Source organism: Mucilaginibacter sp. cycad4 (assembly GCF_034263275.1).
In the GTDB taxonomy this organism is placed as follows: Bacteria; Bacteroidota; Bacteroidia; order Sphingobacteriales; family Sphingobacteriaceae; genus Mucilaginibacter.
Genome location: NZ_CP139559.1, coordinates 5,822,211 through 5,836,181, shown reverse-complemented (window position 1 = coordinate 5,836,181; position 13,971 = coordinate 5,822,211). Strand labels below are relative to the sequence as shown.

At 41.5% G+C, this 13,971-nt stretch carries 14 protein-coding genes; 8 read left to right on the top strand and 6 right to left on the bottom strand.

The features are described from left to right. The first annotated feature begins 70 nt into the window (after nt 1-70). Nucleotides 71-403 carry a hypothetical protein gene (locus SNE26_RS23930; protein ID WP_321556377.1) on the top strand — a complete coding sequence of 111 codons (333 nt, stop codon included), beginning with the start codon at nt 71-73 and terminating at the stop codon, nt 401-403. 351 nt (nt 404-754) lie between these two features. On the opposite strand, the gene SNE26_RS23925 is transcribed toward SNE26_RS23930, so the two are convergent. Genes SNE26_RS23925 through SNE26_RS23915 form a run of 3 tightly spaced genes read right to left on the bottom strand, consistent with a single transcriptional unit; the run spans nt 755 to nt 2,687 of the window. Further along, nucleotides 755-1,318: a hypothetical protein gene (locus SNE26_RS23925; protein WP_321556376.1), complete on the bottom strand. Its 564-nt coding sequence runs from the start codon at nt 1,316-1,318 to the stop codon at nt 755-757. Between the two features lie 11 nt (nt 1,319-1,329). After that, the gene (locus SNE26_RS23920) at nt 1,330-1,608 is read right to left on the bottom strand and encodes a hypothetical protein (RefSeq protein ID WP_321556375.1); all 279 of its coding nucleotides are present in this window, start codon (nt 1,606-1,608) and stop codon (nt 1,330-1,332) included. A 50-nt stretch (nt 1,609-1,658) separates the two neighbouring features. Further along, a complete protein-coding gene (locus tag SNE26_RS23915; protein ID WP_321556374.1) occupies nt 1,659-2,687 on the bottom strand; it encodes a DUF932 domain-containing protein in 1,029 nt (342 codons plus the stop codon). 425 nt (nt 2,688-3,112) lie between these two features. Here SNE26_RS23915 and SNE26_RS23910 point away from each other — a divergent pair, with 425 nt between their 5' ends. The 3 genes from SNE26_RS23910 to SNE26_RS23900 all read left to right on the top strand — a co-directional run bounded on the left by SNE26_RS23910 (nt 3,113) and on the right by SNE26_RS23900 (nt 6,155). Continuing rightward, entirely contained in the window at nt 3,113-3,871 is a 759-nt protein-coding gene (locus SNE26_RS23910; protein ID WP_321556373.1) for a GNAT family protein, read from the top strand. Nucleotides 3,872-3,995: 124 nt separating this feature from the next. Further along, nucleotides 3,996-5,420: a protein kinase gene (locus tag SNE26_RS23905; protein WP_321556372.1), complete on the top strand. Its 1,425-nt coding sequence runs from the start codon at nt 3,996-3,998 to the stop codon at nt 5,418-5,420. A 72-nt stretch (nt 5,421-5,492) separates the two neighbouring features. Continuing rightward, complete coding sequence (locus SNE26_RS23900) at nt 5,493-6,155, top strand: hypothetical protein (protein WP_321556371.1); 663 nt, start codon at nt 5,493-5,495, stop codon at nt 6,153-6,155. A 94-nt stretch (nt 6,156-6,249) separates the two neighbouring features. Here SNE26_RS23900 and SNE26_RS23895 read toward each other — a convergent pair whose 3' ends face one another. Continuing rightward, nucleotides 6,250-6,681: a helix-turn-helix domain-containing protein gene (locus tag SNE26_RS23895; RefSeq protein ID WP_321556370.1), complete on the bottom strand. Its 432-nt coding sequence runs from the start codon at nt 6,679-6,681 to the stop codon at nt 6,250-6,252. Between the two features lie 793 nt (nt 6,682-7,474). Between SNE26_RS23895 and SNE26_RS23890 the strand changes: the two genes are divergently transcribed. Both SNE26_RS23890 and SNE26_RS23885 read left to right on the top strand, forming a co-directional pair. Then, nucleotides 7,475-8,389 (top strand): alpha/beta hydrolase, encoded by a 915-nt coding sequence (locus tag SNE26_RS23890; RefSeq protein WP_321556369.1) that lies wholly within the window; start codon nt 7,475-7,477, stop codon nt 8,387-8,389. A 469-nt stretch (nt 8,390-8,858) separates the two neighbouring features. Then, nucleotides 8,859-9,455, top strand: a complete 597-nt coding sequence (locus SNE26_RS23885; RefSeq protein ID WP_321556368.1) for a sigma-70 family RNA polymerase sigma factor — start codon at nt 8,859-8,861, stop codon at nt 9,453-9,455. Here the strand turns inward: SNE26_RS23885 and SNE26_RS23880 are convergent. Then, on the bottom strand, nt 9,448-9,825 hold the full coding sequence (locus SNE26_RS23880; RefSeq protein WP_321556367.1) for a hypothetical protein: 378 nt from the start codon (nt 9,823-9,825) through the stop codon (nt 9,448-9,450). The genes SNE26_RS23885 and SNE26_RS23880 overlap by 8 nt on opposite strands. A 97-nt stretch (nt 9,826-9,922) precedes the next feature. On the opposite strand from SNE26_RS23880, the gene SNE26_RS23875 reads away from it, so the two are divergent. Together SNE26_RS23875 and SNE26_RS23870 are read left to right on the top strand one after the other, a co-directional pair. Further along, on the top strand, nt 9,923-10,342 hold the full coding sequence (locus SNE26_RS23875; RefSeq protein WP_321556366.1) for a DUF1810 domain-containing protein: 420 nt from the start codon (nt 9,923-9,925) through the stop codon (nt 10,340-10,342). A 132-nt stretch (nt 10,343-10,474) separates the two neighbouring features. Beyond that, nucleotides 10,475-11,062 (top strand): TetR/AcrR family transcriptional regulator, encoded by a 588-nt coding sequence (locus SNE26_RS23870; RefSeq protein ID WP_321556365.1) that lies wholly within the window; start codon nt 10,475-10,477, stop codon nt 11,060-11,062. A gap of 87 nt (nt 11,063-11,149) precedes the next feature. On the opposite strand, the gene SNE26_RS23865 is transcribed toward SNE26_RS23870, so the two are convergent. Next, the gene (locus tag SNE26_RS23865; RefSeq protein WP_321556364.1) at nt 11,150-13,963 is read right to left on the bottom strand and encodes an insulinase family protein; all 2,814 of its coding nucleotides are present in this window, start codon (nt 13,961-13,963) and stop codon (nt 11,150-11,152) included. Nucleotides 13,964-13,971 lie beyond the last annotated feature (8 nt).

Sequence of the window (13,971 nt, the reverse complement as noted above, 5' to 3'; positions counted from 1 at the left end):
AGCCTAACAGTCGTCAGTTTTTTTTAAAATGAATTATAGTTCGGTCTTATTTCCTCCTACCTTTAGGGTAATGAATAACAACCTTAATCTTAACAACCAGAGCAACTCCAACCCGCTATTGCAATTAGGTGTAGCAGCATTGGGTCTTTATGCTTTAAATAAGCTAATCTCTGCCCCTCATGACACTGTGAACTACACGCTTTGGTACCGTAATCGCCTCGTATACCACGGCATTTGCTATGCCGACCGCATGAAAGCGCGCTTGAACGAACATGAACTAAGGGGGATAATTTATGACGAATATGATTATGACCATGCCAAACCCAGGGAGCGAGCGGCGATATTAGAAAAGAAGCTGATCCGAAGAGACCGTCCGAAATACAACTATCAGCATAATTATTAAAGAATGCTCTGCGTTTCGCCATCGTCTTATGCTTTGGCGAAACACAGTACCGATTAGCAATTCATATTGTCAACTTTTTCTGGTTGACCTGAAACATCAAAACCAGACACAAGAGAATACATATGACATCCCAATCTTTTGAACAGAAAAGCCTGTATTTCGTTAAAGCGGGCCGCGAAAGCAAGCCACTTTAATGAAAGTCAGGCCATCATTCCGCCGCCCGGCCTGTTGCGGACGAAGGTAGCAAGTGGCTGGGCGGCGCATTTTTTCGGGAGTACTCCAAAGAAATGATCGAATGCGGGGCATCTCTGCCCCCATTCGATCAACATTTATGCTGTATTCAGTTCACTTTTAAAGGTTCCTTCCGGAAGTCCTGCCGACTCGGTCGGGTTTTTCGTGGTTGGTAATAATGATCCTATTGCCCTGCATCCGATAGGTAAATGCTCCATTGGACAGAAGGCTTCTGCGCCGTATCTCTACGCCTTCATCATCCCATTTAAAATCTGGCAAGCCATTAATGCGCTGAACCAATTCACTATTCGACACGCCTCTGAATTTGCGTTTGGTATATAGTTCGGTTTCAGTTTCCAGTTTTTTGAGATAAGAGATATAACGACCGGTTAGGTCGATACCCTTTTTAAAGGCATCTTTGCTGCAGCTATAATGTTCCTCATAAAATGTAATGCGTTCAGCTTGCAGGTCTATTTCATAGCGGTAGGTCGCATTGATCCGCTGTTCGTGCAATGTGCAATGTTCGGCAAGCAAAGCCAGTTCTTTTTCAGGATGTTTAAAAGATAAAAGCGGTAGAATTACTTGCTCTACAAAATAGCCCTGTTCGGGTGCGCTGCTGCTTTCGGCAACACCTTGCAGCAGATTACCGTCTGACAAAGTGATATGAAGATTGGAACGTGTCATGTTTGATCGTTTTAAAGGTTTGTATCTTGTAATTCGGTTGGGTTTCGCGTTGAATCCTTTGGGATATAGTTTAGCATCCTGCCTGTGATGTTGTCATGATGTGAAATACTTGTGTAACCTTGCCTTTCAATATCCCATAAATGGCTGCTCATTACCACCTGGACATAAGCTTCGCCCTGTCCGGTAAAGCGTTTTGGTTTGCGGTATTTTTGGGCAAACTCGTGGACATCATTACAATCTGTTACGGCTTCCGCTATTACCCATTTAGGTATTTTTTTATTTGTTTCCATCTGCTATGGTTTTAAAATGAGGGGGATTGCTCCCCCAGATGATTATTAGTTTAGCTCAAAGCATTCGCACCGTCTTTGGCATAGCCGAGGCAGAGGTCAAATGCAGCTTGTGTGCGTAACTGACCTGTACCACCGATGATGGATTTCACTTTGGCTTCATCGTCCTTGTATTCCTTGACGTTTTGGAAATAGCCAGTGATGGCATTGTATGCACCGAACAAAGTGCCTTTGGTGGTTTCAGTCTGTTGGGTCGGGCTTGCCATAGCGTACATAAATGCGTTATCGCAGATGTTTTTGAACACGGTCGAAAGTTCTTCACCTGTTTTGAGGCTCTTTAAAACATCCTTGCTTGGTGCCATTGCCTGTTGAATGAGTTTCATTACCTCCTTGTCGGTAATGCGTACTTTAGACCATTGATTAAAAATACCGTCCAGTTCATCGGCCATTTTGTTAGAGATACCCATAACCTTGTGGGCTTCCTTCAGCCTGTCCTCAACATTGGCGGTATGCCTGATCTTGATCGTATTGGAGCTGTTACGGAGCGCAGCCCCGAGGGTATTCTGGCAAACGATCCTTACCGGGGTGAACGCTGCGGTGATACTGCCCGATCCATCGTGCGAAGTGGTCAGGAAAAGATATTTCTCAATAAAATCGTCGCTGCCTACTTTGATATAGCCGGGTAATTTGGCGGTGATAAAGATGCGTTCACCGTTTCCTAAAGCCCCCGCGGTTTCGTATTGCATTCCGTCGCCGCTAACGATGGCATCAAAAAAGCTGAATGCATCAGTGTTTTGTACGATACTGTAGTCGTTGCCCACCACGCCCAAAACGGTATTGTTATCGGTGCGTACGGTAGCAAATCGGTTTGCGATATGCTGTTCATCAGACGATAACCCTTTAGGGTCGTAGGCGAATAAGGGCCATTTTTCCACCTGAAAGTCAAGTCCTGCGAACTGCAATGCTTCCTTACTTGTAGGGTATTCTTCTACGATCTGCCCTAATCCGTGCCATGCTTTTTCCTTTACGCTGAAAAAACTGCGTTTGCCTGTTTGCTCGTTAAAATTGATGTTGTGTGCCATGATGTTAATTTTTAGATGAATAAATTTTGTTTCGCTTTCCTTTCCTCGCCGTGACTTTTGGGATGATTTTTTTCAAAAGAAAAAGGGAAAAAAGAAAGCAAATCGAAACGCCTGTCCGGAAAAGAAAGGAAACGGAATAAGTGCCGCAGGCTGAAGGAATGAGGAACGAATGACTGAATTATGCCGTAGTCTTTCTTTAACCAAAAAACTACTACGGGCGTGATTTTAGCTGCGCTTTTTACCCGTTTCGACTTAAAAAAAATAGATGATTAATGAAAAAATGCCATTGAACCGATAAGGATAGCAATGGAAATCCTTTTTAAGAAAGATTGTAATGGATAGCCTGGGCCGAAGGTAACGGCATATTTTCTCTTAATAAGCCATTACAAGGAGGAGTAAAATTTTGCGCCATTTAATTATCTTGCATGGAGCCATTTACGAGCAAAAAAAACAAAATTAAGATGACTGACCAGGTTATAGCCCAGATTGTCAAGGCCATGAATAGGCCGGACAAAACAATATTTATTGCCGAACAACCGATAGCTACAAACGTGCATTATGGCCTGGTTTGGGATGATCTCAACTATAAGCGACCAGGTGATATTTCGCCAAAGCAGTTTTATTTTATAGGGAACGGAAAAGGAAAGTATATTGGTGCAGTTTACGATATGATAGGTGATCTCCATTGGTATATCGAACCGCGCAGCAGGAAAAAGGGCTATTTAGGAAAAGCATTGAAAGAAGCCATTCTACCTCATCTGTCACGCAGCCGCAGAAAGCAAAGGATTACGATAGAAAAGGACATGATCGGAGCGTTGAATTTTGAAGCGTCGCTCCGTGTCGCAAAAAAATCAGGCTTCAGACTGAAAGGAAAAGAGGCTGATAAGATCGAGTTAACGCAGAATCTAATTCCTTATAAAAAAATCCCGATGGCTATCAAAAACGAGGGGATGGAATTTCAAAGAATGGTTGAACTAAAACTAAAAATGAGCGATGTAGTTCAGAATTTGTGGAACATTCAAGCAGAGCTGGAGGCAAAGCTGGGGAGAACATACTATACACGCCAATTGGCTGGATTTGTAAAGGAACTTAGCGGTTACCGACGTTTAAAATTGGACGATGCTTTATATGACTTTAATGAGACACAAGCTCGCAGAGCGCGCGTCTTACAGGCTAAGTCCTAGTCATTGCGTTGATTCTTATCCCTGCAAATAATTCGACTTGAGCATTGATGGGCCATATTTTCTCGTGATTAAATTAAATCGTGTTTTTTTCTTTATTTCACAACCAAAACCTTTACATATTATCATGAAAAGAATAGGTAGTTACAGAACAATTAAAACACTTGGAAAAGGCGGCAATGGAATAGTTTATGAAGTCGCTTTGGGAAAAGACAGATTTGCCTTAAAAACATTAAAAGACTTTTCTAGAACTTCATCATACGCGAGATTTAGCGATGAGATAGCGGCATTAAAGCAGCTGGGACCTATTCCTGGCGTAGTGACTCTGCTGGATGCATACATTCCCGAAAATCCACGCAAACAGGATTTACCCTATTACACTATGCCTATTGGTATCCCCTTTGAAAAAAAGTTAGCGGGGAAAGATGATGAGCATTTGTTTAAAGCATTTCTAAAAATCGCCAAAGCCGTTGCGGATTTGCACGAAAAGGGATTTACTCATCGGGATATCAAACCGAATAATATGATGTTTATAGGAGAGGATCCTGTAATTACAGATTTTGGGTTAGTCAGTTTCCCGGATAAAACCCCGCGATCGGGTAATAACGAGAAGATTGGTCCGGCGTGGACCATAGCGCCTGAAATGCAGCGTACATCATCTACCGCTGAATTCAAGAAAGCAGATGTTTATTCAATGGCGAAAACGCTCTGGATATTAATTACCCGTAAACCCTTCGGCTTTGAAGGCCAGTATATCCCCAAAAGCAATATCTCCCTTGAAAACTTTGTCGAATTGATGATCAATAAAATGACAAATGCTGGTCAGTTTTATTACCACTCAACAGTTATTTTGGATCTATTGCTTAAAGAATCTACTGATAATGATCCGGCAAAGCGACCCACCGCTCAGGAATTCCATGATCTTTTAGAACTCTGGCTAAGCTCAAACGATAATTTTAAAGTGCGAAATCCTTTTGAGTGGGAGGACGCTTTAAACGCCATATTTCCACACGGTATACCCATTCATTGTGAATGGACCGATCCGTGGCAGATACTAAAGGTATTGGAAGTGCTAACAAATTATGACAACCTGAATCATTTTTTCTTTCCTACCGGTGGTGGCGATGATATGGAAAGTATACAGTATAACGAAGTAAGCGAAATATTCATTTTGAATGGCGATGATCTGATAAAAATTGAGAAACTGATATTTAAAAGCCTAGGTAATGCGGAGTGGTCATATTTTCGGATAGTAATCGCAGAAACGGAGCCATACACCAAAAAACATGAAGATGGAGAAGAAGAATATATTGCAGACCATAATTTCCAGTTTGCCGGCTTACTTTACGATGAGGAAGGTGAGATTAATCGCGAGGTAGAAGGGGTACAGGTACGAAGATTTTTAAAGGGCAGCTTCATTGTTGTCCAGAAAACTTCGGGTATAAACAAATTACGCGGATATTACAAAGGAGAATTCATGGACGGTTACACAAAATTTCATGATAAATTTTCGTACGATGAATATCACGAAGCGTTAGGATTAGTGATGTGATCCGGCATAACAGTTGATTCAAATTATTGCAAACAATCAGACTCATTTTCTGGGTAGTCAAACGAATTTATTATGGAATTCATCGGCGAAGGAGCAATCTGGACGGTCAATAAATTAGATAATCAAAATGAAATTTTCAGAATTCCGAAAGGCGTTTCTGATTCGACGATTGAAAAGTTCATCATTAACCACCGGATCATTAAAGAACTCGGGCTGCCCACGCTGAAAAAAGTTGAAAAAAGATCTATAGGTGGCATTTCGGGAATTGTATGTGAAAATCTTAACACATCGGAGGATAAAATTTATGTGTCTCCAAACAGCCTTTATTCAGAGTCTCAGCAATTGGCGTATGCATTAAATAAAGGCGTTTTAACGCATAAGGAACGTTTGGAATCCCTTGCCGAAGAATTCAGGTATCGAAATAAAATCGCGGAACTTACTAATTTCCGTGAATTTCTTATAACGATGGGCGGGGAACTTGCACTCGCGTCTAGAAAAAATGTCCTGATAGAATTTGATAGTTACTTTTTTGGAACTCAAAAGCATGAGACTATAAGCGCGCTTGAATACAAGATTGCCGATCTGGATCATATTTTCATTAATGAAGACTTGGACTATTCTGAATTATTTGATAGGAATTGTTCAGAGTTCAAAAGAGCTATGTCCGGATTCATAAAATATTTCGTTTCCTATCCCAATGATGACGATTACAAGGATCAGTTAAATAGGGCTTAGCTAGCTTCTTTATAAAAAGGGCGTTAATTTTTCTGAGAAAGCAATCGGGAAATCCGCGCTATTGGGTCTTCGAAAACAGTTGAGTTTCGGCAGCCTAAATTCCGGATTCAGACAACACTTCAATTTTCTCACGCAGTCGCGTCTGTAATTGGGCAATTGCTTTGTTGCGGTTTCCCCTAAATTGGGCAATCATTTTTTCCATACCGCCAGTATGTCCAAACAATGCGCCCCACTGCGTGAGGTCTGCCATTACGGGAACTAAAGAAATCGCCTTTTCAGTCAGGTAATAAGGTCTGTTCCAGTGTCGCTGCTGATTATCTCCTTTAGAAATAAAACCATTTTGTGTCAGTTTGACCAGGCGGTCGCGTGCAATATTGGTCGCGATCTTCTCATTCGAATTGAGGAATTCCGAATAAGTGTGCTTATCGAAAAACATAATATCCCTCAGGATCAGCAGTGACCATTTGTCACCAAAGAGGTCGAGTGCGTAACTTATTGGACAGTCAGATCTTAATATAGCTTCCATTCAATTGATGCTTGAATATGCAATATTTGTTATTGCATATCGCAATAACAAAGCTAATAATAAGTAACCTGGGTGCGGCAATATTTCGGTTATAATTCACGATCGCGCGAATTCGTCACGCAGCACGAAAATCCATTCTCATACCCAGTGCCACCTGTTAACTTCTTACAATCGAGATAGCGAAAAGCTTTCGCATATTAACGAGATAACGTTTAGAAATTCGGTCGATTTCTAATAACTAATTGATTTTTAAATACCTGTGCCCTGGTATGATCTTCGCAAACCCATATATGCTGATGATAATTAAATCAGAGTAATTAATTCACTTAACACCCATCACGAATATGAAAATCACATTAACAGCAGGCACTGAATTATTTTACAAAAACTGGGGGCATAGGCTACCTATCGTCTTTCATTACAGCTGATCACTGTTGGAAGGACGACCGAAATATGGCGATGTTTTTTTAAAGAAAGCCTCTTAAATTATAGCCCATAACAGAAGAAGTAATTGCCGTTCCACACAAACTGCTCGGGTAATCACAATGCAGCTGACGTTGTAGAATTTATAGAAAGCGCTTGATTTAAGAAATAAGGTCCGCGTAGGGCGATCAACATGTGTCGGCAAGGTTTATCCGCTATACTGCGAATGTAACAAGGATTGGGTATTGGAAGCCGCGACGATCAAAACAGATTTGCCTGACTTTTTAACTCTTAATTACATAGCGCGTACATCCACTTTTAAACATGTTAGCCAATACAGGCTAACGATTTACAATCAAAATAATCAGACATGAACCACATCATCAAAATGCTGAAAACTAAGACGATATTATCCTTTATCGCGGCGTATTTCCTGCTGGCCGGTAACCTGCAAGCCCAGGGGCTGCACCAGACCGCTAAAACAAAGTTTTTAACTGTAAACGGAATAAAATATGCCTACCGCACTTACGGGCAGAAATCCGGACTTCCTTTGGTTTTACTTCCGCACTTCGTGGGAACGATGGACGACTGGGATCCTTCGCTGACCAACGAACTGGCCAAAACGCACCTAGTGGTTATTTTTGACAATAAAGGCGTCGGCGGTTCCGGCGGTGAAACGCCGTCAAGCATTACACAAATGTCAGAAGATGCGGTGGCCTTTATCAAAGCACTTGGATATCAGAAAGTCGATCTGCTTGGTTTCTCCATGGGCGGTTTTATCGGTCAGCAGATTGCCATCGATCATCCCGGACTTTTGCGAAGGCTGATTCTTTCAGGTACAGCGCCTCGCGGAGGGGATATTGCTGATAATACGCCGGTCATCGAAAATAAAGAAAAGAAGACAGCTGAACAGATGCGCGAGTTTTTGTTCTTTACAGGTACAGATAATGGAATTAAGGAAAGTAAAGCCTTTTGGAAACGCATTCAGGAACGCAAAGTAGACCGTGATCCGGACACCAAAGTTCCAGCCATATTGGCTCAGAATAAAGCGATTCAGGACTATACAGCTGAAAAAGATGCGAGTTTCAACGCCATAAAGAAAATTACGATCCCGGTGCTGATAGTTAACGGAGCCCATGATAGAATGGATCCTCCTTCCAATTCACTGGTAATGGTGACACACATGCCAAATGCTAAAATGATCATTTATCCGGATGCCGGCCACGGTAGCTTGTTTCAGTACAGCCAGGATTTTGCCAAACAGGTTAATAGCTTTTTGAAATAATCCGATTTAAATATCGTCCCTCCCGTAAGGAGAGGGACGATATTTAAATCAAGTTGCTTATCCCGAATACAACACAGGTTATCAGCCTAAGGATCCTTTGAATGCATTTGATAACTTTCCCCAAATCACCGTAACAGACTCTATAATATTTTAATCGGTGGAAAACCCCTTTTATCTCACTTATTCGTCATAAATGGCGCAGAGTAGTGCTGAATAAATACTAATTGGTATCTTTGGTTATTGCAAATAGCAATATCCAAAATTCTTACAGGGAACCTTGTGAGAGTAGCAATAAAAGCGAATGACCTGTTGTTTGCTGCTTGTTTTAGCAGTGTTGTTTTGATTTTGTGTTGATGATTTAAATTGTGTTTCATTGCCGGTCATCGCTTTTATTGTTTGGAATGCTAAATGTATCAGAGGCATTTTTTCATTTGTCTAAACGAAAGCCTTAACAATTTTTGACACGATCATGGTCGCAGATGGAACCTCAGATGAGCCAATTTTAGGTAACCAATTGGAGCCCGATCGGTGGTCCGATTGTTATTCAGTTTATCTCCATGAGTATGCTCGGCGTAAGATCAATGATGAGGATCTGGTCAAAGACTTGGTCCAGGATACCTTTCTGACAGCCATTGAGCAGATCCCGACTTTTTCAAACCGCAGTAGTGAAAAGACCTGGCTAACCGGGATTTTAAAGATTAAAATATTTTTAGTTTACAGGAAAAAAGCAAATGAACGCGTAGTCTTAAGCGACTCGCTGAAAAATGTTGCGATAAAGGAACACGAAGATAATAGCGCGGAGGAATATAAAAGAAGCAGCGTGGTTTATGCAGATGAGCAATTCGATAAAGAAGAGTTTATGGCGGTACTTTGCAAGGGTGTAAAAAAGATACCCGGTGTCTGGCGTGAGGTTTTTATTCTAAAATATATAGAAGAGCAAAAAGCGGCGGAAATTTGCCACGCGCTAAACTTAAGTGATACCCAATACTGGATGATCTGTCACCGGCTGCGGGTAAATTTGAAAGCCTATTTAGTGAAGACAGGATTTGAGGGATGGTCTATCTAGCCGGAATACTTTCGAGGTATTGCTGAACGGACCAGGAGGTCAGGTGGTAACCGCCACATAGTTGACATTCATAAGCACGGATCGGTTTGATATGATCGTGATCATCGTTTCGGATTTTTTGTAAAGCTGCTTTGGCTGCTTTTTCTGAATGATACACAACTTTACTGCATTCCAATATTAGTTCCGGACTCTGAGCTGAACCATTTTGACGGGATTCAATTGCGGAGAGGTTTCGTTCCACATATTCGTAGAGTTCGAAATCTGACTTGTTTTTCTTTTGGAGAATATTCAATAAATAAGCTGGAGGCACGCGACATAATGCCGTAAACCTATATTTGCCTTTGGAAAGTATCGTTTGATCTGTATACATTCTCAAAAAAGATTAATGAGAGCACTTTCCTCTAATTTAGTAAACCTTGACCGGATTTTAAAGTTAGGTTATCAGGGCCTTTTTTAAGTTGTAAATTATGTCGCAAGAAAATCTTAGTCATTTCGTGAAAGCACAGCAGGGCATTTACCAGAATGCATTAAAAGAAATCAAGGGTGGCAGAAAGCGAAGCCACTGGATGTGGTTTATTTTTCCGCAGATCGATGGCCTGGGTTTTTCAGAGATGTCGAAGCGTTATAGTATACAAGATATCAGGGAGGCTGAAGCTTATCTGGCTCACCCAATATTGGGTGTAAGGTTGATTGCAATTAGTCGGGAACTGCTCAACCTGTCCGGATCGGATGCAAGGATAATTTTTGGTTCACCGGATGATATGAAACTACGTTCCTCGATGACATTATTCAGCTGTATTCCCGGGTCTGATGAAGTATTCGGTCTTGTACTGAAGAAGTTTTTCGACGGTAATAAGGATCCACATACCCTCGCTTTATTAAAATAGATAGAATTTTTTAAGCAGCACATTGAGCCATAATGCTAAGGATAAATTGGGGTTTTTCTATGTCGTTCGAATTTTAAACGCTAACACTATTCCTTTTTTTTATGTTTGCAATAAAAGATCATTCCATAATCTATGTCAAGAGCCGAAACAACCCGCTCATACATATTGCAAAAGTCATTTGACTTGATTTATCAGAAGGGATACCAGGCAACGAGCATCGATGAAATTATCGCCACGACCCAGGTGACCAAGGGGGCCTTTTTCTATCATTTTAAGAATAAAGAAGAGATGGGCCTAGCCTTGATTAACGAACTTATGTATCCGCACATGATCCCGTTGCTAGGCAATCATTTAAAGAAACCGGGAGATGTTCGCACCAATATTTATAAGATGATGAAAGGCCTTTTGTTTGAAAATGATTTTTTCAAAGTTGAGTACGGTTGCCCTACGGTGAACTTGATAGAAGAAATGGCTCCTCAAAATGAAGCTTTTCGAAAAGCGCTGACCCGGGTAATTGTACTATGGCAAACGGAAATTGAGATGGCAATCATCAAAGCTCAGGAACATGATCTATTAAACAAAGACTTGGTCCCCGGAAAGATTTCGCAATATGTTACTGCCAGTTATGCCGGTGCGCGGTATATGGGGAAAATGTTCGGAAAATCATCCTACACTGTGTTTTTGCAGGAGTTTAAAAGGTATTTGAACAATTTAAATTAACAAACTCAAACCCGAGTAGACATAAAAAAGGGGCCGAAGCCCCTTTTTCAAATTAACTTAACTGACTATTCATCGGGTAGAAGATTTTTAGGGTTTTAATGCCACAGGCATCAGTAGTACCCGGACATAGTTCTTTTCATTTAAATACGTTTGTGCATCTTTTTGTATCTGCTCTGTTGTCAGCTCGTCCAACATCGTCTGGTAAGTTAAAACAGATTTAGGGTCTAAGTTTTCCTGGTACTTAAATGATAGGTTTGTCAACCAATATTCGTTCGTCATTTTACTTCTGCTATTCTGGACTTTGTTTTCCTTTACAGATTTTAACAGGTCATCTTTAGAGGGCCCATTATTTTTCAATTTGGTGATCTCGTCCCAGACTGCGGCTATCAACGACAAGGAGTTTTCGGGCGCGCAGGTGAAATTGATTGAAAAGGCATATTGTTGTTTCGGGCTATGTTTGAGGCTTATGGAGATTCTTGGAGAATATACACCGCCTTCTTTTTCCCGTAATCTCTCCAATAGTCTGAAATTCAAAATGTCGTTCAGCGCCTGAAGTCGCATGTTATTGACGGGATTATACTCATAATCGCCGTCAAGGAAGAGTTGAACCGTTGTCATATTTTCTATCCCGGCGTAGACTGTTCGTTGAATAACACCTTTCGGGATTTGATTATTCAGGTCAAGGGCTTGCTCACCGCGATTAGTGGCAGGCAGGCTGCCCAGATATTTTTCCAGTAGCGGAGTGATTGTTTCAGGTTGAAAGTTTCCTACAAATGTGAACGTAAATGCTGAGGCATCGCTGAACCTGTCTTTATAGGTGTTGATACATTTATCTAGGTCCAGTTTATCGATATCTTCCGATGATATGGATTTAGACCTTGGATTGTGATTAGAAAGAACGGCGCTCAATGTGTCAAAATAAGCTTTTTGGGGACTATTTTGTGATGCGATTAGATTTGCCTTTAATTTATCTTTGAACGCTTTAAAGACCTGCTCATCCTTCCGAGGAGAAGTCATGTAAAGGCGGATAGTTCTAAGCGCAATTTCCAGATCGGTCACACTTGTAGAACCGGAAATCTTCGCTGCGCGCTCTTCGATAGCCGGGACCACGAATATCTGCTTGCCATTAAGTTCAGCCCGTAACTGAGCTGGCGTTGAATTGCCCAGCCCCGATTGCATAACGATACCAGGGGCGAGAGAGGCGGAAAGAAAATCCTGATCGGGCAACACTGAACTCCCTCCGTTTCCAATGCCTGTAAACAGGACCTGATCGTTCTTGAATTCAGTTGGTTTTAATATAACCTTGAGTCCGTTGCTCAAAGTAAGTAATGTAACATTCAATTCCGGTATACTGCTTTTCGCGATCACTTTACCTCCTGCAATTTCCTGTGCAGAAGATATGGAAGCGCCTTGACTAACAACCTGCGAAGAATTAACTTTTGCGTTACTCTTGGCGGCTTCAGTTAGCCAGGAATCCACCTGCTGCTCACTGGGCAGTTTTGCCTTTAGTGTTGAAGGCGCAGTAATAATGACATCACGATCTTTTCCGCTTGTAATTTCAGTTGCAAACGTTTTGATATCGTTATTACTAATGGTTTTTAAGAGTTCATTTGTTAATTTGCTCTCTTCTTCAATACCCGGACTAGCCTCATTATCCAAAAAGAGTCTAGTATATTCCTGTGCATAAGATTGGGATGGGTTCTTATTAGCCTCTTTAAGTGCGGCCTGAATAGCTGCCTGATAATTTGCTTTAGCCATTTCAAACTCTGACTCTTTGAAGCCCTGCCCGTTTATCTCACTGATAACCGACCAAAATGCTTTTATTCCATCGCCGAGCTTGTCGTCATTAACGGTTATGTTGGCCTGAAAGGCATCCAGGTCACCAATAAATGGGCTGTATTGAGCCGATGCCGAATTATAGTTACCTGAATTCTCCGTACCTATATCCTGCAATCTATAACCAAGCATTTGATTAAACAGGTCATTAACTATATGGAACTTGAAGTCGCTTTTACTGATCAGCTTATGATGAGGGTATTTGAAAATAATTTGAAGAGTTGTTTGCGGCTGCTCATCATCTGTAACCGCTAAAAAACGCTTTTGACCATTTAAAGGAATCTTGTAATCGGTTCTGATCTTTTCTTTTGAAGGGTTTTTAAGGTCACCGAAAAGCTGTTCGATCATTCGCTTGGTTTGGTTGACATCAACATCCCCTACGACAATTACGGCCTGAAGATCCGGCCGGTACCAGTCTCTGAAAAAAGATCGAAGTGTATCATGGTTGAATCCTTTAAGAACCTGTTCCAGCCCAATAGGCATACGGCTGCTGTACCTGGAATTATTGGCCAATATAGGAAATACCTTTTCGTTAATACGGCTGCTGACTCCTGCGCGTTGACGTTTTTCCTCTAATATTACACCTCTTTCCTGATCTATTTCCTTACCGTCCAGTAATGCTCCCTGTGCCCAGTCGCGCAGGACCTGTAATCCATCCTTCAACATTCCCGGCTGGTCAATAGGTAGCGGTAATTGGTATATGGTTTCGTCAAAAGAAGTAACCGCATTGAGATCTGCACCGAACCTTACACCAGCTTTCTGCAAAAAATTGACCAATGTTTCATGCGGATAGTGGGTAGTGCCGTTGAAATTCATGTGTTCCATAAAGTGGGCCAGTCCTTGCTGATTATCCGTTTCCAGTACAGAACCCACCTTATTGACAAGCGACAGGTATGCACGGCCTTTTTCGTAATCATTTTTTCTTATAATGTAAGTAAGGCCATTGGCCAGTTTGCCGGTAATCACGGCTTTGTCCAGGGGCAATTGCTGAGCTTTGACAGCGCTGCTCAATCCTGCAACCAGGTAAAGCAACCCCGTATAAAACCATTTATTTGATTTCATCATTAGTTTTT